The 15,801-nt window shown below is 63.7% G+C and carries 20 protein-coding genes and 1 tRNA gene; 11 read left to right on the top strand and 10 right to left on the bottom strand.

Features of this window, described 5'->3' with window-relative positions:
• Positions 1-9: 9 nt before the first annotated feature.
• A complete protein-coding gene (locus tag G4G93_RS02510; protein WP_165080827.1) occupies positions 10-744 on the bottom strand; it encodes a CRISPR-associated endonuclease Cas3'' in 735 nt (244 codons plus the stop codon).
• A 458-nt stretch (positions 745-1,202) separates the two neighbouring features.
• On the opposite strand from G4G93_RS02510, the gene G4G93_RS02505 reads away from it, so the two are divergent.
• Positions 1,203-1,279: transfer RNA gene (locus G4G93_RS02505), tRNA-Arg, on the top strand.
• A 130-nt stretch (positions 1,280-1,409) separates the two neighbouring features.
• On the opposite strand, the gene G4G93_RS02500 is transcribed toward G4G93_RS02505, so the two are convergent.
• From G4G93_RS02500 to G4G93_RS02490, 3 genes are read right to left on the bottom strand one after another with little or no spacing between them, the layout of a single operon-like run.
• On the bottom strand, positions 1,410-1,853 hold the full coding sequence (locus G4G93_RS02500) for an ester cyclase (RefSeq protein WP_165080825.1): 444 nt from the start codon (positions 1,851-1,853) through the stop codon (positions 1,410-1,412).
• Positions 1,854-1,858: 5 nt separating this feature from the next.
• Positions 1,859-3,031: an alpha/beta hydrolase family protein gene (locus G4G93_RS02495; RefSeq protein ID WP_099957397.1), complete on the bottom strand. Its 1,173-nt coding sequence runs from the start codon at positions 3,029-3,031 to the stop codon at positions 1,859-1,861.
• Between the two features lie 5 nt (positions 3,032-3,036).
• The gene (locus G4G93_RS02490) at positions 3,037-3,441 is read right to left on the bottom strand and encodes a Dabb family protein (RefSeq protein WP_099957398.1); all 405 of its coding nucleotides are present in this window, start codon (positions 3,439-3,441) and stop codon (positions 3,037-3,039) included.
• Between the two features lie 147 nt (positions 3,442-3,588).
• On the opposite strand from G4G93_RS02490, the gene G4G93_RS02485 reads away from it, so the two are divergent.
• Complete coding sequence (locus G4G93_RS02485; protein ID WP_099957399.1) at positions 3,589-4,485, top strand: LysR family transcriptional regulator; 897 nt, start codon at positions 3,589-3,591, stop codon at positions 4,483-4,485.
• A gap of 9 nt (positions 4,486-4,494) precedes the next feature.
• Positions 4,495-5,058, top strand: a complete 564-nt coding sequence (locus G4G93_RS02480) for a carboxymuconolactone decarboxylase family protein (protein ID WP_099957400.1) — start codon at positions 4,495-4,497, stop codon at positions 5,056-5,058.
• A gap of 76 nt (positions 5,059-5,134) precedes the next feature.
• On the opposite strand, the gene G4G93_RS02475 is transcribed toward G4G93_RS02480, so the two are convergent.
• The gene (locus G4G93_RS02475) at positions 5,135-5,716 is read right to left on the bottom strand and encodes a TetR/AcrR family transcriptional regulator (protein WP_099957401.1); all 582 of its coding nucleotides are present in this window, start codon (positions 5,714-5,716) and stop codon (positions 5,135-5,137) included.
• 148 nt (positions 5,717-5,864) lie between these two features.
• Between G4G93_RS02475 and G4G93_RS02470 the strand changes: the two genes are divergently transcribed.
• The 7 genes from G4G93_RS02470 to G4G93_RS02440 all read left to right on the top strand — a co-directional run bounded on the left by G4G93_RS02470 (position 5,865) and on the right by G4G93_RS02440 (position 10,694).
• On the top strand, positions 5,865-6,830 hold the full coding sequence (locus G4G93_RS02470; protein WP_099957402.1) for an SDR family NAD(P)-dependent oxidoreductase: 966 nt from the start codon (positions 5,865-5,867) through the stop codon (positions 6,828-6,830).
• Positions 6,827-7,483, top strand: coding sequence for an NADPH-dependent F420 reductase (locus G4G93_RS02465; RefSeq protein ID WP_099957403.1), 657 nt, complete (start codon positions 6,827-6,829; stop codon positions 7,481-7,483). The genes G4G93_RS02470 and G4G93_RS02465 overlap by 4 nt, the downstream gene beginning before the upstream one ends.
• Positions 7,484-7,525: 42 nt before the next feature.
• Positions 7,526-7,918 carry an ester cyclase gene (locus G4G93_RS02460; protein ID WP_099957404.1) on the top strand — a complete coding sequence of 131 codons (393 nt, stop codon included), beginning with the start codon at positions 7,526-7,528 and terminating at the stop codon, positions 7,916-7,918.
• 2 nt (positions 7,919-7,920) lie between these two features.
• A complete protein-coding gene (locus tag G4G93_RS02455; protein ID WP_099957405.1) occupies positions 7,921-8,370 on the top strand; it encodes a VOC family protein in 450 nt (149 codons plus the stop codon).
• Between the two features lie 20 nt (positions 8,371-8,390).
• Positions 8,391-8,816: a nuclear transport factor 2 family protein gene (locus G4G93_RS02450; protein ID WP_206289432.1), complete on the top strand. Its 426-nt coding sequence runs from the start codon at positions 8,391-8,393 to the stop codon at positions 8,814-8,816.
• A gap of 45 nt (positions 8,817-8,861) precedes the next feature.
• Positions 8,862-9,884: an NADP-dependent oxidoreductase gene (locus G4G93_RS02445; RefSeq protein ID WP_099957406.1), complete on the top strand. Its 1,023-nt coding sequence runs from the start codon at positions 8,862-8,864 to the stop codon at positions 9,882-9,884.
• 69 nt (positions 9,885-9,953) lie between these two features.
• The gene (locus G4G93_RS02440; RefSeq protein ID WP_099957407.1) at positions 9,954-10,694 is read left to right on the top strand and encodes an SDR family NAD(P)-dependent oxidoreductase; all 741 of its coding nucleotides are present in this window, start codon (positions 9,954-9,956) and stop codon (positions 10,692-10,694) included.
• Between the two features lie 307 nt (positions 10,695-11,001).
• Here G4G93_RS02440 and G4G93_RS36680 read toward each other — a convergent pair whose 3' ends face one another.
• Positions 11,002-11,298, bottom strand: a complete 297-nt coding sequence (locus tag G4G93_RS36680) for a helix-turn-helix transcriptional regulator (protein WP_395413623.1) — start codon at positions 11,296-11,298, stop codon at positions 11,002-11,004.
• Between the two features lie 853 nt (positions 11,299-12,151).
• On the opposite strand from G4G93_RS36680, the gene G4G93_RS02430 reads away from it, so the two are divergent.
• On the top strand, positions 12,152-12,826 hold the full coding sequence (locus G4G93_RS02430; RefSeq protein WP_165080823.1) for a glutathione S-transferase family protein: 675 nt from the start codon (positions 12,152-12,154) through the stop codon (positions 12,824-12,826).
• A gap of 78 nt (positions 12,827-12,904) precedes the next feature.
• Here the strand turns inward: G4G93_RS02430 and rnk are convergent, their stop codons facing one another.
• The 4 genes from rnk to G4G93_RS36370 form a co-directional block, all read right to left on the bottom strand.
• Positions 12,905-13,333, bottom strand: coding sequence for a nucleoside diphosphate kinase regulator (gene rnk / locus G4G93_RS02425; protein ID WP_099957410.1), 429 nt, complete (start codon positions 13,331-13,333; stop codon positions 12,905-12,907).
• 1,019 nt (positions 13,334-14,352) lie between these two features.
• Complete coding sequence (locus G4G93_RS02420) at positions 14,353-14,565, bottom strand: hypothetical protein (protein ID WP_123834559.1); 213 nt, start codon at positions 14,563-14,565, stop codon at positions 14,353-14,355.
• A 90-nt stretch (positions 14,566-14,655) separates the two neighbouring features.
• Positions 14,656-15,555 (bottom strand): LysR family substrate-binding domain-containing protein, encoded by a 900-nt coding sequence (locus tag G4G93_RS36675; protein ID WP_099957412.1) that lies wholly within the window; start codon positions 15,553-15,555, stop codon positions 14,656-14,658.
• 108 nt (positions 15,556-15,663) lie between these two features.
• The gene (locus tag G4G93_RS36370) at positions 15,664-15,792 is read right to left on the bottom strand and encodes a hypothetical protein (RefSeq protein WP_275298328.1); all 129 of its coding nucleotides are present in this window, start codon (positions 15,790-15,792) and stop codon (positions 15,664-15,666) included.
• Between the last annotated feature and the right edge of the window lie 9 nt (positions 15,793-15,801).

Raw genomic sequence — 15,801 nt, 5'->3', positions numbered from 1 at the left:
CGGAGCGGTTCACGTTGGGACCGTGAGTATGAAGAGACCTGGGGCCAGGGCTGCCCGCTCGCGCACGGACGCGAGCACCTCGGCCCGCACGACGTTGACCAGGCCGGGGCGGGCCGTCGCCGAAAGCCCGTCCATATGGGCGCGGAGCCGTGCCTGGAAAACGGCGATTTCGGGGTAGCCGCCGCGAGGGACTGGCTGCGCGCCGGCGTAGAAGCGCTCGGTTTCCAGGAAATCGGCGTCGACTAGGCAGGAGAAGAGCATTCGCGTGAGGAATGCGTCGGTGAAGCCGGGCAACACGCTCTGCGCGAAGCGCCGCGTCGGTCTCAGACCCGCCACCGGCGCGAGCGTCGCTGCATGGCTTCGCCACCCCTCGAAGGCCGGGATCTCCGCCTGGTGCGGATCGAGCCGCCGGTCGATCCCGTCGCCATCGTCGAGACCTGCATGATGCCCGGCGACGATCGTGGCGAGCATCCGTCCGACCGGGTGAGGATATTCGGTTGCCGCCACGCGGGCGCCCGCCGTCGAGTGGTCGCAGCTTGAGCCCCGACCGTGAAGGTAGGACTGGAACGCCTCGGACACCTTGCCGATGTCGTGGAGCGTGCCGGCCAGTCGCGCCAGCTCGCCCCAGCCGAAGACGTCGGCAAAGCGCGCAGCCGTGTCGCCGACCCGGGCGAGATGGTCCGACAGGGCCTCCCACTGCGCCGTCGGCTGGCCTGGCGCCGAATGGGCGAAGACACCGGTCACGCCTGCTGCGCTCCTCGCATTCCATCGGCCATCACGACGGCGACGTCAGATCAGCACAGGCTCAGCCGGCACACCAGCGGCACGCGGCGTCAGCCGCGCCGCACGCCGTCCACAACCGGGGAACATTGCCGGCCCCTTCCAGCCCTCGCCTCCCCTCCCCCTGCGCACCCGACACGATTCGACCGTGTGACCTTTGCCGCAGGAGCCTTCGCCCGGATCCCCTTGAGCGGACGCCCGATCCCTTTCCCTGTTGCGCTCCGGGCGGAGCCGGGCTACAGAGGCTTCGCGGTCAGCACCCGTAGCTCAGCTGGATAGAGCGTTGCCCTCCGAAGGCTGATGTCAAGCGGAACGATTGTGAGAAGGAGTTCGAAAAACACTTGAAATACAGCACTTTGAGAGCACCGAGGTTGGCGCTTTCAACTCTAAGATTTTTCGCGTAAGCACCGCGTAAGCATAATGCACCCGTAGCTCAGCTGGATAGAGCGCCACCCTCCGAAGGTGGAGGCCACACGTTCGAATCGTGTCGGGTGCGCCACATACCGCCGTTCGCCGCCGTATCCTGCTCTAACGTCGCCGGGAGTACGCCAGCGCAGCGGATACGGCGGCCGATAGCGGCATGCAGTTCGAGTCATCGCTGTGGCGGCCCTATTGGGTAGCGCGAGTCGCTAGTAGCCCGGCATCGTCTGAACACCGAGTTGCTGGACGAACAGCAGGCTGTCTGCGTTGCCCCAATATTCGACGATGCAGCCATCTTCTGTGCGTAGGCTGTCGGTGCCGGTGAAGGTCACCGCGCGGCCGATCGCTTCGGGTGGACTGCCGGGAAAGCCGCCACGATAGCAGCCCCGCGCGCGCCAGCGCACCGCCATCAGGTTGCCCTGGGTGATCGGCCCCAGCTCGTAGGTGAAGGCGAGCTCGTCGAGCAATTCGTGAATGCCTGAGATCCAGGCTTCGAGCGCCGTACGTCCCCGAATGAGGTCATCGCCCGATCCGGTCATAGGCGCGGCATGGGCGACGAAGTCGTCGGCGATGATCTCGCGTCCCAGCGCCAGATCCCCGTTCCAAAGCAGCCGCCAGCGTTCGGCAAGCGTGACGAGAGTGGTTTCGGACATGGTGCTCAACGCCCCAGCCGATCGGCGAGCCAGTCGCAGATCAGCTCCATGCCGATGGTCGGATTGTCGATCTGGCAATGCGCGGCCCCGGTCTCTTCGGGCGAAAACCATTTGATCGTCACGTCGACGCCCGCCGCCTTGGCTTCTGCATATACGCTCTCGGCGTTGTGGGTGCCGAAGCTGTCGAGCTCACCCGCCACGATTAGGAAGGGACAGGCTATATCCTTGACCACGCCTTCGAGATCGAACGGCTCGGTGACGGTGACCAACTCCTCCATGTCACGCGCGCCGAACACCCAGCGCGAGAGCACTGCCGTCATGCTGTTGGGCTGCGCCAACAGCGCTTGCGCCGACTTTGCCACCTTCCACTGCGCCGCGTCTGAGACGGCGCAGGCCACGCGATGCTCGCGCGCGGCGGCGCGGGTGACGTAATAGCCCCCCAGGCTCGCGCCGTAGACCCCGATCCGACCGGGATCGACATCATCGCGGCCAAGCAGCCAATCGATGCAGGCCCCCACCGGCACCTCGGTGTCCGGTCGCGCGGTGATTCCCTCCCGACGCAGCGTTCCACCCTGTCCGGGAAGGTCGACCAGCAGCAGCGAGAGGCCGCGGGCGAGCGCATAGCGCTCCATCTCCTGGATCAGCTCGTCCTTATATTCGTCGAGGCCGCCGAAGGCGATCACCGCCGGGCGGCGCCCTTCGCCCGGTGCGATCAGGAAATAGGCGTCGAGATGTGTGCCATCTTCATAGGGGATGCGCGCGATCTCGCCGGCCGGCTCGAACAAGGTGAGCGCGCGCTGCGAGCAGGCCTCGATCCGGTCGAATGTCGAAAGGCGCCGGGGATCGGCCGGGTCGAGGAAGAATTCGGCGGTTCGAAAATAGTTGGCCGCGCGGATCCAGTTGGCACGGGCAGTCAGGCGATGACCGGCGGCCTCGGCCGCTTCGGCGCGCGAAACGGAGCGTTCCGCCGGCGTGAGCCAGGACTCGTGCCAGCCATCGCGATCGCCCGACTGGATGCGGCCCGCCGTCTGGAAGCACTCGCCGACCGTGCTCGCGCCGTCCTGCGCGGCGGCCAGGATGCGGACGAACTGGGCCGAGAACTCCTCGTCTTCGGGCCACTGCTTCCAGCCGTCCGGGGCGTAGCCACCGCCGGTGGCGGTGAGCACGGGCTTCGCCATCGCGTTCACTCCGGCCTGCTGCTACCGGAGTAGGACTTGAGGCCCTGCACCAGCTTGGCGAGCGCTGGGTCGCTTTCGAACCGCTCCTTGTGGATCGCCTTGATCTGGTCGGGGATGGTTGGGTCCTCCTCGTCGGTGACGTCGAACGAGACCATGTCGACCACCAGCGGCAGGCCGATCTCGTCCACCTTCCGGTGGATCGGCGAATGCATGTAGGTCTTGTAGTCGTCGATGTTCTTGACGACGAAGGTGGCGCCATAGTCGAAGTCACCGCCGATATCGCGGCCGACGCAGTAAGTCTGAATGACCGGAATCTCGGTGCCCATCTTGTGTAACTGCTTGAGCACGGGATCGAGTTGCTCCGGCGTCACGCTCTCCTTCAACTGGAAGCGGATCGAATGAAAAATCATGACTGCGTACTCCGGCGATTGATCTTGAACCGTAAACGTCGCGAGAGCGGATGGGATCGATAGGCGTGGCCTATATCGGACAATCGACAGCGGCGATGATCCGCGTTCCGTCTATCGTCACGGCCGATTGGCAGATAGCCTCGTCACATGGACCTTAGGGATGTCGATCTGAATCTTCTGGTCGTGCTGGATGTCGTGCTCGAGGAGCGCAAGCTCGTCAGCGCGGCGCGCCGGCTCGGCATGGCCCAGCCCTCGGTCTCGGGCGCGCTCGACCGGTGTCGCAAGCTGTTCGGTGATCGTCTCCTCGTGCGCGCCGGCCGGGGGATGGAACTCACCGCGCGCGGACAGGCACTACGCGAGCCGATCCGCGCGTTGCTGACACAGGCTCGCGCTGTGATTGGCGCCCCGCCTGATGAACTGGCCACGGTGGAGCGCACGGTCCGCATCGTTTCCACCGATATTCCCGCGCTCACGCTGCTCCAGATCCTGTGGGAGCAGACCCGACGCACCGCGCCGGGCATCAGCCTGGTGCTGCTGCACTGGCGCGAGAGCGAGGACGTTATCGATGCGCTCGCGCGCGACCAGGCCGACGTCGCCATCTCGGTTCTGCCGCAGGCCGGCAGCGGATTCGTGCGCACCGAACTCTATGTCGAGCGCTATTGCGTCGCCATGCGGCGCGGGCATCCGGCGGCGCAGGACTTCGATCTCGACCGCTGGCTCGCTTTTCCGCACGTCGTCCTTTCGGCGCGCGGGAGCCGCCGCACGCCGCTCGACGACCAGCTCGCGCTGCTCGGACGCAGGCGGCGGGTCGGGATCACCGTGCCGAGTTTCCTGATGGTGCCGCCGCTGCTGCTGGCCAGCGACCTCATCGCCATGCTGCCGCGCGCGTGCATGCATCACGAACCCGAGCTGCACTATTGCGAGCCGCCGATCGCGGTCGAGGGTTTTCCGCTGCACCTCGCCGTCGCCAATCGCGCGCAGGGCGACGTCGCCGTCGCCCATGTCGCAGCGCTGATCCGCGACCATTTTCCCGGTCAGCCCTGAGGATCCGCCATGCGCCTGCCGCCGATCCCGCCCAATGATCTTTCACCGGAGGTGCGTGCCCTGCACGACGCGATCGTCGAGCGCATGGGACGAAGCCTGTCGGCCTTCGCCTCGCAGGACGCGGACGGCGCGCTGATCGGTCCGTTCCCGGCGCTGCTGCACTTCCCGCGGTTCGGCGCGCCGGCGTTCGCGTTTCTCGACTCGCTGGTCGGAGGCGCGACCCTGCCGGAGACGGTGCGGGAGGTGGTGATCCTGGCGGTCGGCGCGCGCTTCAAGGCGCGATACGAACTCTATTCCCACGAGAAGATGGCGGTGGAGGCAGGATTGCCGAGACCGTTGATCGCGGCGATCGCCGCCGGCCAGCGTCCGCCGGATCTCGACGAGATGCAGGCTGCCGCTTTCGACTTCGTGACGGCGGCGACCGGCGGCGGCTCGGTGCCCGCCTCGACCTACGAACAGGCACGAGCGCTGTTTGGCAACGAAGGTGTGGGCGAACTCGCATTCTTGGTCGCCAGCTACACCGTGATCTGCATTCTGCTGAACGCGTTCGACGTGCCGGTTCCCGAGAACTGATCCAGTCACGCCGCTCCGCACGCAATCCCAGGGTGAGTTCCGCGCGCATTCGGGCAGGGTCGCCGCGCGTGCCGACCTACGTCGGCCAGGACGCCAGCGCCTGTTCCGCCACCGCGTGCAGCAGCGCGCGGCAGCCCCCGGCCTTGGCTTGCACCGCGATCCCCTGGCTGACCGTCATGACGTAGGCGGCCAGCACGGCGGGGTCCGCGGCCTCGGGCAAATCACCCTCCGCCTTGGCGCTTTCGAAGCGCTCGCGGAAGCGCTGCTGGCCGGCTGCGCGAAACGCAACCAGCGCTTGGCGCACCGGCTCGGCCTCTTCGCCGCCCGCCATTGCTCCATTGATGCCCAGACAGCCGGTGCGATCCTCAAAACGCGTATTGAGCTCGACCGTGCTGCGCAGGAAGTGCGCCGCGACGTCACGCGCCGTAGGCAGCTCGAGCGCCTCGGGAATATAGTGGAGATACAGCTCCTCATAGCGGGCCAGCGCCTTGCGGAAGAGCGCTTCCTTGTTTCCGAACGCCGAATAGAGCGCCGGCCGCTCCACGCCGGCCGCATCGACCAGATCGGCATAGGACGTGCCTTCATAGCCCTTTCGCCAGAAAACCGGGAGCACGGCGTCGAGCACTTCCACCTCATTGAACTCACGACGACGTCCCATCAGGTCGGCTCCCCACTTTTCATAACGGTCATTACTAAACCGCTTGACTCTGTTTGTCCAGATTCCGTAACAGTCATTATCGTAATGTCCGTTATGTTATCGGATGGCCGGGGTTGGCTCACTGGCGCGATGGTCAGCAGGAGTGAAAATGACAGACAATTTCAACGCCCGGTCGACCGCCGACGAGGTCCTCGCCGGTATCGATCTTTCGGGAAAGCGCTACCTTATCACGGGCATCTCGTCGGGGATCGGGCTGGAGACGGCGCGGGCGCTGGTCGCGCGCGGCGCCAGCGTCGTCGGCGCGGTGAGAGACATCGCAAAGGCGGAGGCGGCGACGGTGCCGGTCCTTAAGGAGGCCGAAACCGCCGGCGGCAGCCTCGAACTGATCGAGCTCGACCTTGCGTCGTTGGCGAGTGTTCGGGCCGCCGCGGACAGGCTGCTCGCCGACGGCCGCCGGTTTGATGCCATCATCGCCAATGCCGGCATAATGGCAACGCCCGCTGGCAGGACCGCCGACGGCTTCGAGACGCAGTTCGGGACCAACCACCTCGGCCACTTCGCGCTCGTCACCCGGATCGAGCCGTTGTTTGTCGACGGCGGCCGCCTCGTGGTGCTGTCGTCGCAGGCGCATCGCGTCGCGGACGTGGATCTGGACGATCCCAATTTCGAGCGGCAGGAATACGAGCCGTTCGTCGCTTATGGCCGGTCGAAAACGGCCAATGCGCTGTTCGCCGTCGAGTTCGACCGCCGCCATCGAGCCCGCGGCATCCGCGCGGCCGCGGTCATGCCCGGCAACAGCCTGACCGACCTTCCCCGCAACTTCAGCGAAGAGGAGCTGAACGGCCTGTTCCAGACCGTGGGCAATGCGCGCGCCGAGGCGGGGCTGCCGCCAGCGGAACTGAAGGACGTCGGTCAGGCGGCCGCGACGACGGTCTGGGCCGCGGTCGTTGCAGACGGAGACGAGATCGGCGGTAGGTATCTCGAAGATGTCCGTGTTGCGACAGTCGACGACACGCCCAACCCCTTCGCCGATGGCGTGCGCTCCTATGCGCTCGATGAGGGAAAGGCGCGGCAGCTCTGGGCCAGGAGCGAAGCGCTGGTCGGGGCCGCATGACCACCATCGGCATCATCGGCGCGGGCGAGGTCGGCAGTCATATCGCGCGTGCGGCGATCGCCAGCGGCTATGAGGTCGTGCTCGCCAACTCGCGCGGGCCCGAGACGTTGGCCGATCTCGTCGAACAACTCGGTCCGGCGGCGCGCGCTGCCACGGCGGCGGAAGCCGCTGCCGCCGGCGATTTTGTCGTCGTCGCGGCGCCGCTCAAGCTGGTCAACGACATGCCGGCTGATGCGCTCGCGGGCAAGGTCGTGATCGACACCAACAACTATATGCCGTGGCGCGACGGCAACTACGGAATCGTCGACTCGGGCGAGAAGACCGAGCACGAGCTGCGGCAGGAGCAGCTCCCCGCTTCGAAGGTGGTGAAGGCGTTCACCCACATCCAGGCGCCGCGGATTCTGACCTGGGGTAAACCCTCCGGGGCACCCGACCGGCTGGCGCTGTCCGCGTCCAGCAACTTTCCCGAGGCCGTCGCGATCGTCGCGCGGCTCTACGACCAGTTCGGCTTCGACAACGTCGACAACAGCCCTCTCAGCGAATCCTGGCGGACCCGCCCGGGCCAGCCCGCCTGGAAGCAGAGTGCTCAGACCCGAGCCGAGCTGGTCGCCAATCTCGCCCGCGCGCACCGCCCCGGACAACCGTCAAGCTGAGAATCCAGCAAGCTTCCACCTGACCGATCAATGGAGATAACAATGTCGAACCCAGACCTGCGCGATTTCTACGATCGCTACATTGCCGCCCTGAATGCCAGGGACTTCGATGTCATGGACACATTCATCCATGACGAGGTCACCCTCAATGGCAAGCCGGCCACCCGCGAGGACATCCTCGCGGTGCAGCGGGAAGAGGCCGGCGCGGTTCCAGACCTTCACTGGGAGCTGACGAACCTCATCATCGACGGCGACCGGCTCGGCGCGCAGCTCGTGAACACTGGCACCCCGGCCAAGACCTTCGTTGGTGTCGAGCCGACCGGCGCCTCGTTCGAGGTCGTCGAATATGCCGTCTATCAGGTGATCGACGGCCGCTTCAAGCACATGGCGGCGATCCATGATGCCGAGGCGGTCGCCCGGCAGCTGAGCGCCTGACGATGGCGCTGTTCTCACCGCCCCGAAAGCCGTCCAGCCCGCTCGCGTCGATGCGCGGCGACCATGCCGGCGTGCGCGTGCCCGATTTCGACGCAGCCGTTGCCTGGTACACCGAGAAGCTCGACTTCCGGCTGACCGCCACCACCGAGGCGGTCGGGTTGAAGTGGGGCTTCCTCGCGCCGCCGGACGACGACGATTTCCAGATCGAGATCGCGGCTGGCCCCGGCGCCGTCGACCGCCCGGGAGCGGGGGAGATCGAGGCCTCACTCGGTCAGCGGGGCTGGCACCATCTCTGCCTCAAGGTCGACAGCATCGAGGACACGCTTGCCGAGCTCGGGCGGCGCGGCGTGACGATCGTCGCCGGCCCACTCGAATATGAGCCGATCCGGCGACGCGGCGGCTTCTTCGCCGATCCCTGGGGCAACCTCATCGAGATCATCCAGGACGCGTGAGCGTCGACAGGAGAGCCGCAGTGGCGAACCCAGACTCCACCGACCGGCGCGATATGATCCGGCAGTTCTTCCGCTATGCCGATGCCGCCGATACCCGCGTCCTTGACCTGTACACCGACGATATCCGGTTGACCTATCCCAAGTTCGGCACGGCGATCGGCAAGGAGGCAGTGCGCACCTTCACGATCCGCATGGCGAAGGTGCTGCGCAGGCTCGAGCACGACATCGACGGCCTGTCCTTCATCGAAGCCGGCGACACGATCGCGGTCGAGGGGCGCGAGTGGGGCGAGACGTCAGACGGCACGCCGTTCCCGGACGGCGAGATCTCCCAGGGCTTGTTTTGCAACGTCTTCGAGTTCGACGGCGACCTGATCCGTGCCGTGCGCATCTATGTCGACCCGGATTTCACCAACAAAGACACGGCGCTGATCGCCGCGCTGAGCTGAGCGCCGTAACGCCATTCAACGATCAAGCTTCACGAGGAATTTCGCATGACGAGGAAGACCAACCGCCAGTTCACGCTCGCCGCCCGCCCCCAGGGCCAGGCCAGGCTCAGCGACTTCGAGCTCGTGGAAAGCGCGATCCCGTCGCCGAAGGACGGCGAGGTGCTCTTTCGCAACACGCTGTTCTCGATCGATCCCTATCAGCGCAACCTGATGGGCAACGGCTCGTCCGAATGGCCGGTCATCGAGATCGGCGATCCGATGGGCGGGCCGACGGTGGCGGTGGTCGAGGAGAGCCGCAACCCGGACTTCGCGGTGGGCGATCACGTCCAGACCTGGACGGGCTGGCAGGACTATGCGGTGTCGGACGGCTCCGACCTTCGCAAGCTCGATCCGAATATCGCGCCCCTCTCGACCGCGCTCGGGCCTCTCGGCCTTACCGGTTTCACCGCCTGGTACGGCATGACCAAGGTCCACGACTTCAAGCCCGGCGGCACGCTGGTCGTCACCGGTGCGGCGGGATCGGTGGGCTCGACCGCGGCGCAGCTCGGCAAGCTGCGGGGCTTTCGCGTCGTCGGTGTAGCCGGCGGACCGGAGAAGGTGGCTTTCCTCAAGCGCGAGCTCGGCCTGGATGAAGCGATCGACTACAAGGCCGACGACCTTGAGCAGCAGGTTGCCCGCGCACTGCCCAACGGCATCGACGCGTTTTTCGAGAATGTCGGCGGCCCGCTTTTCCCGGTGCTGATGGAGCATTTCAACACTGACGCGAAGATGACGCTCTGCGGGACCATCGCCGATTACAGCGACACCGAGCTGCCTAAGGGCACCAACTATCTGCCTCGGATGATCACGCTGATCCACTACCGCTTCGTCAGCATCAAGGCGTTCGCGACGCCTTACGTGCTGGACACGTTTCCAGAATTCCTCGCGGAAATGACGCCGTTGGTGACGAGCGGCAGGATCATCTACGGCGAGGAATTCATCAAAGGCTTCGAGAGCCTGCCCGAAACCTTCCTGAAGCTTTTCGACGGCAGCCACAGCGGCAAGAAGCTGATTGTCCGGGCCGACTGATCCGCCGTCGAGCGCTTGCTTCATCTAACACACTCGCGGCTCGCACGCCGCCAATACCGGAGATCATCCATGACTGACCTCAACGGCAAGCGCGCCCTGGTGACGGGCGGTTCGCGCGGCATCGGCGCGGCGATCGCGGTCGAGCTGGCTAACCAGGGCGCAGATGTCGCCTTCAGCTATCAGAACGACGCCGACAGCGCGGCGGACATCGTCCGACAGATCGAAGCGAAAAGGCGGCGGGGCTTTGCGGTCCAGGCCGACAATGCTGATCCAGCAGCGGTGAAGCGTCTCGTCGCAGAAGCGGTCGCGAAGCTCGGCGGTCTGGACATCCTGGTGAACAACGCCGGAACCGCGCGTACCGGCACGATTGCCGAGCTAAGCCTCGACGACATCGATACCCTCCTGCATATCAATGTCCGCGGCGCCGTGCTGGTGGCGCAGACCGTGATCCCGCACCTGCCCGAGGGCGGTCGCATCATCTTCATCGGCTCGAACATCGCCGAGCGCGTTCCGTTTCCGCAGCTGACGATGTACGCGGTGACCAAGTCGGCGCAGCTTGCCCTCACGCGCGGGCTCTCCCGCGAGCTTGGGACCCGCAACATCACCGTCAACCTCGTCCAGCCCGGGCCGATCAGGACCGACCTTAACCCCGCCGATGGAGCGCTCAACGACGTCAATATCGACTTCACTGCGCTCAAGCGTGTCGGCCAGCCACATGAGATCGCATCGGTCGTGAGCTTCCTTGCGAGCCCCGCGGCCGGCTTTATGACTGGGTCCGCCATCACGGCGGATGGCGGTTTCAATGCCTGATGCAAGGCGGGCCCTCCGGTTCGTGTCCGTGCGCTGGAGTTGCCGATCGACGGAGTCGACATTGGCTTGGGGAGCCACTCGGCACCGTATGGCCTATAAAGACCGTCGCGAAGGGACTTAGGCCGTGGCAACGACCACTTTTGATGTTTCCCGAACACTCGTCCAATGGTCGGAGAAGGTCGAGGATGTCCTTCGTGCAACCCTGCCGGATGCTAGGCCGCAGGAGCTTAAGCGCGCATGCCGCGTGTTCGAAGCGGAAAGCCGGCGCCTGCAGGCGGAGGGCGCGTTCCGCTCGTTCGTCGCTATTCTAAGTCACGTCTGATTGTAGCGCCTCGACGCGAAAATCAGACGGCGTAGTGCCAACTATGCTTCGGAAGGCAACGCTGAACGCTGAGGCACGCGCGTATCCAACTCTCCGAGCGACCTCGGCTACCTGCAGATCAGTCTCAAGCAGGAGGGCACGAGCGGTCTTCATTCGTTCCTCCATGATAAACGCGTGGGGAGACAGCCCAGTCCGCTTCCTAAACAGTCGAGAAAAGTGGAACTTGCTCACACAAGCTACCGACGCAAGCTCGTCTAGGGTGAGATTCTCGGCATACCGCATTCGAATTAGGTCCACGGCGCGCAATAGGCGCTTGTCGGTGATGCCTTCCTGCCCTGCGAAATGGGTCAGAGGATCAATCCTGCCGTGCATCAACATTAGATGCATCGCTAGCCAGCATACGCACGACTCTGCATAAATTTCCGGAGCACCGCGTCGCATGCCGGAAATTAGGCTGCTTACCACGCCCGTCACCGCCGCATCCGCAAAAATAGGCTTCGCGCTTGCGATGTTCGCGCCATGAGCGCCCGATATTCGCAGCTGGTCAGATGCCGCTGCAAGAATTGCTTGAGATATATAGAGGCTGGTGGCTTCCAGTGCTGTTTGGGCGCTCCACCGGAGCCGATCCGTGTCACCGGGCGCCGTAACGCCGATTGTGCCACGGCGGACTTTTGAACCGCGCCACTTCCCGGCTGAGAACACTTCGGCGTAATGCGTCGGGCCTAACGCTACTGCGAGACGGAGATCTGGCGACGGCGTCCCACTTAGCTCGATCTCACCCGCAGTCCATCGCCGGCGTTCGACCAGCAGAGAGCGCCATCCTACGGCCCGGCTCGTTTCCAAGACGACACCACCGAGTGCATTCTGACACGCCAGGCTAGCTGGATCATACATCTTCGAAGCTTCCAATCGACAACAATGGACTGATCTTCGCAACGCTAGCGAGCATGAGGTCGATATACGACATCTTGCTCAAGTTTTCCGAGGACTTGCCCTTTTTCCCGCGCATCGGGTGATTTTGTCGCTGGCCTGCATTCTAACGGATGTGTCGCCTTCCGGAAAACTGGGGTGCGGGAAGGCAAGGACGAGGGGGTGGAGCATACCGCCGTGTCGCGTCTTGATGAGGAGATGGATCTTGATTTTTTATGACGCCAAGCAACCTGGACCGAACCCGACCACTGTCCGCCTTTTTGTACTTGAGCGTGGAGGGCTTTCTTTCGATGTGGAGACTATTGACCTTGCCGCACTAGAGAACCGCCGTCGTCCGTATCTCGAGAACGTAAACGCTCGCGGAGAATTACCAGCCCTCCGGTTGGATGATGGTCGTGTGATTACCGAGATAACGGCGATCTGCGGCTACTTCGATGAAATCGCTCAAGGTGGCCGGCACCTGTGCGGCAACTCGCCCATTGAGCGCGCTGAGGTGCACATGTGGACTCGGCGAATGTACTTGGAGATAATTTCCCATTTCGTTGCATGGTTCCGAGGGTCGGACATCGCGGTCGAAGCCTATCGGGGCAACCGAATCCTTCAGCTTGAAGCCATGCACTCAAACCGGCTGATCGCCGAACGCGGGCTCAACATGCTCGACGATGAGATGGCGGAAAAGGCCTTCATTGCGGGCGAGAATTTGAGCATGGCGGATATCATTCTATACGGCTTTATGGCTGCGGCCGGGCCAGAGACGCCATGGCTAAACGTGCCGCAACGGCCCTCGGTGGGCGGTTGGTACGACCGTATGTCTGCGCGGCCTGCCGCCAAACAAATGCTGAAACCCTTTGGATCTCGCGTAGAGCTAGCGGCGCAATAACGCCAATCGCAGCTCTTCGGTCGTCAGCCGGCCTTAGGCTCATCAAGTAGGCGGTCGAATCGGCCGCCGGGGTCGCGATCACCGACCTTTTGCTTTCGCGCCTCGCACCGGTTGTATCACCTTGACCACGCTCAGCGTGCGCTCGTGTCCATCGCGATCTGGCCAGAGTATTGAGTCACCTTCGCGCAAGCCGATGAGCCCGGCGCCGACAGGAGTGAGTACGGAGATCCGGTTCGCAGCAATATCGGCCTCGGCAGGGTAGACAAGTTCGACGGTACGACGGGTGCCGGTTGCCTGATCGACAAACTCGACCGTCGAACGCATGGTAACGACGTCAGGAGGAATGTCCTCGGCGGTGTGAATCCTGGCGCGTTCGATCTCGGCCATCAACAGGCGGCTAACATCTGACTGGCGGGCGTGGGCACGCATTCCGAGATCGGACAGCGCATCGGCTTCGGTGTCGATCATATGAATGGGAGGGCGCGCGGCAGCTTTAACAAGGGTCATGACGAAGGCTCGTAGTGTGAGGGTTGCGAACGCTGGCGAGGCGTGGCGGATCGGGCTATGCCCTTACCCCGAACCCAGCACGCGAACGTCCGGACCCGGGGCTAACAGCCCGACATGAGCTGGCACCCGCGATTGCAGAATCGGACGTGAGCCTTCGACGCTTGCATAACCAAGCGACCATGGGCTGCGGCCCTAGCCCCGTCAATCGCCCCGCGAGCCTCAGAGCGATGTGTTACGTAACCCGGTGAACCCGATTTGGCTGAGAACGGCGAGCGCACGGCCTTAGCTGACCAGCATTCTGAGTCCCGCGGAGCTGATCAGCATCAGGAGCAACATGGCGAAGACGTGATCCCACATGCAGAGGCTCGTACGCGAAACTGGCTGTCGCGTGACCAGCGCCACCCCAACGAGAACGAGCGCGGATGCAGCAAACATTAAATGCACGAAGAACAGGAAAAGAAAGGGCGGCCGATGATCGAGCGCAAAGGTTGGTGCGCAGAGTAGGAGGATCAATCCGACTTGCCCGCAAAACGCGCGGAGGTGTATCCGCGAGCGGCTATCCTGCTCACGCAACAACCTCATCCACCGGAATCGCGTGACCGCTTCCCACATGGTCGGCGAGTGCCCTATCATTGCTCCAAGGCTCGCCGGTCACGGCCGCGCGAGGCCAATGCAACGAACGGTAGCTCGACCGACATCAGGATGGCGTATGATCGGGCCAAACCGCGCAAATATTGCGTTAGGGCAGATTAGCTTCGTCTAAGATCTTCGCTTTCAGTCTTTCTCGTCCTGAGATCCATTAAGCCGACCTCGATCTCCAGCTAGAGGTTCTTGTGGAGCCTCGGTTACAGACCGATCTTTGGCTTTGTTGATGAGCCGAGACTTCGCGAGCGTGTCGAGCTTCGCCATTATGCCTCGTGTGACTTGGCGTCGCCGTACGAACAACGCCACTAGCGACACGAGCAAAGCGAAGCGCGCGAGCATGAGGATCCAGTCGCCGACATCAGCGTGAAAGCTGTTCACCGCCATGGACGGCGACCAAGGAAGGAGCGCCCGCTTCGTTTCCCCGGGATCAGAACGTAGATGATCCCGAGCGCAAGAAACCAAAGCAAGGCGACCGCGCGCAACGGCGTCGCGGCCGCTGGTATATGATGAGCCGCCACGAGCAGGCCGATCAGGCCTGAGACGCCGATGATCTTAACGGCCGCGGAAAGAATGCTGAGGGGCGGCATCCTATAGCACCCTGGGCGAGGTCGGTGCAAAAGCCCTTATGAGCCGAAGGAAGCTCAGGCGGCGGCGCGCAGCATGGGTTGACGGGGCGATCACTCCACCGCTCCTTGACGGCCTTCGGCCTGGGCATAGGCGAGCAGAACTGACGCCTCTGGCGAGAGGGTCTCCGGCCGCCATATTGCGTAGACCGCAGCGTGAGGCTCCGGAGCGCTGATCGGTCGGTAGATGACGCCGGGGTAATAAACGCCTAGTGCGCAAGAGCGTGTCAGCGCGATCCCGAACCCCAATCCTACGAGATGCATGAGAGTGTCGCGATGGACCTGGGTTGGAATGATCAACCGTGGCCGGCCTTCGAGTATTGTCGCTATTTCGTTCGCCGTGCGGATGACGCGCGTTTCATCGATCGCCATCAGAAACGTTTCGCATCTGAGTGCTTCGCGACGAAGGGCGTGGTGACCGGCGAGCCGATGACCCTCCGGCAAGGCTACTACGATCGTCTCGTTCCAGCAGTGCTCGGACACGATGGACGCTTTATCCACCCGCTCTTGTATGAAAGCGACGTCAATTGTTCCGCGCGCAACTTGATCGGCGATATCGTCGCCGTCACCCTCGACAAAACGTACATCTATTGCTGCTTCTGTTTTTTGGAGCCGAGCGAGCACGTTTCGAAGTGGGCCATAGCTCAGGGAGGCGTCCAGTCCGATCCGAAGCGATGCCGATGTGCTGCCGCCGGTGAAATGACTGCAAGCGTCGCGCAGGCTATGTGAGAGCCTCTTTTGAGGCCCACCGGAAGGGGCGGACAACTTGAGAAAGCGGCGATTTTTGCTTGGCTCAAACGTTGTAGGGCGTGTTCCAACTGGTCTATCGCTACGTGGAATGCCTTCGGCTTTTTCGCTCGCGGGGACCGGCGGTCGGCGCTCCGGGCGAAGCAACAGGCGTGCTGCAATCAAGAGCACTGCCAAGAAGATGATGAAGACGGACGCGCCAGACATTGGTCATTCCGTGAAACCGAGCGGACGGTCAATCGAAGCCGCGACGTTGATCGAAGTTCGCTTGCTCTCAGGTTGATCGCGGCTGCTCCAATCATGTTTGCGATTTTTTCAGGCGGAGCGTTCCTCCGATCCGCGGTCTTTTGTTGCTTTGCGCCTGTCCCGGCGGCTCGCCAGAAACAGCTTTACGCGGAGGTAGATGTTCAACCACAGCAACCCGCCGATGATGAGCAGGAGCATCAGGAGGCC

Source organism: Methylobacterium sp. DB0501, assembly GCF_011043735.1.
GTDB classification, from domain to species: domain Bacteria; phylum Pseudomonadota; class Alphaproteobacteria; order Rhizobiales; family Beijerinckiaceae; genus Methylobacterium; species Methylobacterium alsaeris.
This window is presented reverse-complemented; position numbering and strand designations above follow the sequence as displayed.

What these genes read in the sequence shown, in the direction of transcription:
- G4G93_RS02500 (WP_165080825.1), bottom strand. Translation starts at nt 1,853, where the DNA reads ATGTCCGAAACCACTCTCGTCACGCTTGCCGAACGCTGGCGGCTGCTT.
- G4G93_RS02455 (WP_099957405.1), top strand. Translation starts at nt 7,921, where the DNA reads ATGGCGCTGTTCTCACCGCCCCGAAAGCCGTCCAGCCCGCTCGCGTCG.
- G4G93_RS02480 (WP_099957400.1), top strand. Translation starts at nt 4,495, where the DNA reads ATGCGCCTGCCGCCGATCCCGCCCAATGATCTTTCACCGGAGGTGCGT.
- G4G93_RS02485 (WP_099957399.1), top strand. Translation starts at nt 3,589, where the DNA reads ATGGACCTTAGGGATGTCGATCTGAATCTTCTGGTCGTGCTGGATGTC.
- G4G93_RS02465 (WP_099957403.1), top strand. Translation starts at nt 6,827, where the DNA reads ATGACCACCATCGGCATCATCGGCGCGGGCGAGGTCGGCAGTCATATC.
- G4G93_RS02470 (WP_099957402.1), top strand. Translation starts at nt 5,865, where the DNA reads ATGACAGACAATTTCAACGCCCGGTCGACCGCCGACGAGGTCCTCGCC.
- G4G93_RS36370 (WP_275298328.1), bottom strand. Translation starts at nt 15,792, where the DNA reads ATGCTCCTGCTCATCATCGGCGGGTTGCTGTGGTTGAACATCTACCTC.
- G4G93_RS36675 (WP_099957412.1), bottom strand. Translation starts at nt 15,555, where the DNA reads ATGTCTGGCGCGTCCGTCTTCATCATCTTCTTGGCAGTGCTCTTGATT.
- G4G93_RS02460 (WP_099957404.1), top strand. Translation starts at nt 7,526, where the DNA reads ATGTCGAACCCAGACCTGCGCGATTTCTACGATCGCTACATTGCCGCC.
- G4G93_RS02420 (WP_123834559.1), bottom strand. Translation starts at nt 14,565, where the DNA reads ATGCCGCCCCTCAGCATTCTTTCCGCGGCCGTTAAGATCATCGGCGTC.
- G4G93_RS02475 (WP_099957401.1), bottom strand. Translation starts at nt 5,716, where the DNA reads ATGGGACGTCGTCGTGAGTTCAATGAGGTGGAAGTGCTCGACGCCGTG.
- rnk (WP_099957410.1), bottom strand. Translation starts at nt 13,333, where the DNA reads ATGACCCTTGTTAAAGCTGCCGCGCGCCCTCCCATTCATATGATCGAC.
- G4G93_RS02440 (WP_099957407.1), top strand. Translation starts at nt 9,954, where the DNA reads ATGACTGACCTCAACGGCAAGCGCGCCCTGGTGACGGGCGGTTCGCGC.
- G4G93_RS36680 (WP_395413623.1), bottom strand. Translation starts at nt 11,298, where the DNA reads ATGCGGTATGCCGAGAATCTCACCCTAGACGAGCTTGCGTCGGTAGCT.
- G4G93_RS02495 (WP_099957397.1), bottom strand. Translation starts at nt 3,031, where the DNA reads ATGGCGAAGCCCGTGCTCACCGCCACCGGCGGTGGCTACGCCCCGGAC.
- G4G93_RS02490 (WP_099957398.1), bottom strand. Translation starts at nt 3,441, where the DNA reads ATGATTTTTCATTCGATCCGCTTCCAGTTGAAGGAGAGCGTGACGCCG.
- G4G93_RS02445 (WP_099957406.1), top strand. Translation starts at nt 8,862, where the DNA reads ATGACGAGGAAGACCAACCGCCAGTTCACGCTCGCCGCCCGCCCCCAG.